Annotated in this window: 1 protein-coding gene; it reads right to left on the bottom strand. The window is 72.4% G+C overall.

Annotation, left to right across the window (positions count from 1 at the left end; all coding sequences use genetic code 11):
- Positions 1-1,408, bottom strand: a 1,408-nt coding sequence (locus NP777_RS46815) for an acyltransferase domain-containing protein (RefSeq protein WP_256656309.1), incomplete at both ends; no start/stop codon positions are given.

The raw sequence follows: 1,408 nt of genomic DNA, 5'->3' as shown, positions 1-1,408 counted from the left end.
GCCCTCGATGTCGTGTCCGGCGGCCGACGCCCGGACGATACGGCGCGCGAACACCCCCGAGCCGCGCACGACGACCTCGTTCTCGCCCGTACGGCCGCTCACCACGTCCACGAGGCGATCCGCCGCCCGCGCATCCCACACCTCGGGAAGATCCAGCAAACCGCCCCACCGCTCGGGCACCTCCAGACCGGCCACCCGGCCCAGGCCCCACACCGCCGCCTGCTCCACCGCGCGCACGCTCTCGGAACCGGTGACCGCGACCGCACCGCGCGTCGCACACCACACCGGTGCGGTCAGGCCCACATCGCCCACCGCCTGCACCAGCGAAAGCGTCAAGGCCACGCCCAGGGGCACCGACCGATGCTGACCGTGTCGGCCCTCGGCCAACGCCAGCAGGGACAACACGCCTGCGGCAGCGGCCGCTTCGGGCTCGGCAAGAGCCGAGCACAGCCGCGCCGCCACCACCTCACGGTCGGTGTCATCGGCCCCCAGCTCGACCATCACCGGCCGTGCGTCCCGCCCGGCAAGGGCGTCCACGCACGCCGACACCCACGGGTCGTCGGCCATGCCCGCGGGGATGGCCACCAGCCACGGACCTGTCACCGTCCCCGCCCCGTCGGACACCGGCGACCACGACACGCGGTAGCGCCACCCGTCCACCGTGGCGCGCTCACGTCCACGGCGACGCCAAGACGACAGCACCGGCAACACCGCCGCCAGCGATTCGCCGGCGCCGTTCTCGTCCGCGACCGCCAGCGTGTCGGTGAGCGCGGACAGATCCTCGCGCTCCACCGCGTCCCAGAAGTCGGCGTCCACCGCGTCCGTGGGGCCCGCCTCAGCCGTGGTGACGGACGACTCCAGCCAGAAGTGCTCCCGCTGGAAGGGATACGTGGGCAGCTCGACGGACCGGGGGCGCGCCGGTGCGAGCAGGGCGGCCCAGTCCACGGAACGCCCCCGCACATGGATCTGCGCCAGCCCCTCCATGACCGAGGCGGTCTCTTCCCAGCCGCTGCGGAGAACAGGAGCGAAGACGGCGTCGGGCGCGCACTCCTGCCCCATCCCGGAGAGGACTCCGTCGGGGCCCAACTCCAGGTAGGTGACGACGCCTTGCCCGGTCAGGCACTCCACACCGTCCGCGAACCGCACGGTCTCGCGGACATGCCGCACCCAGTACTCGGCCGAGCACAACGCCTCGGCGTCCGCCACCAGACCCGTCACATTCGATACGACGGGGATGCGGGGGCTCGCGTACGACAACCCCTCGGCCACCTGCCGGAACTCGGCCAGCATCGGCTCCATCAACGGCGAGTGGAACGCATGCGACACCCGCAGCCGCTTGGTCTTGACACCCCCGGCCTCCAGCAGCCCGGCGACCTCCACCACCGCTTCTTCCGCACCGGAAATCACA

Origin of the sequence: Streptomyces rugosispiralis (genome assembly GCF_024505145.1) — a bacterium.
Lineage (GTDB): Bacteria > Actinomycetota > Actinomycetes > Streptomycetales > Streptomycetaceae > Streptomyces > Streptomyces rugosispiralis.
Note: the sequence above shows the minus strand (reverse complement) of the source record. Positions and strands in the feature narration are given on the sequence as shown.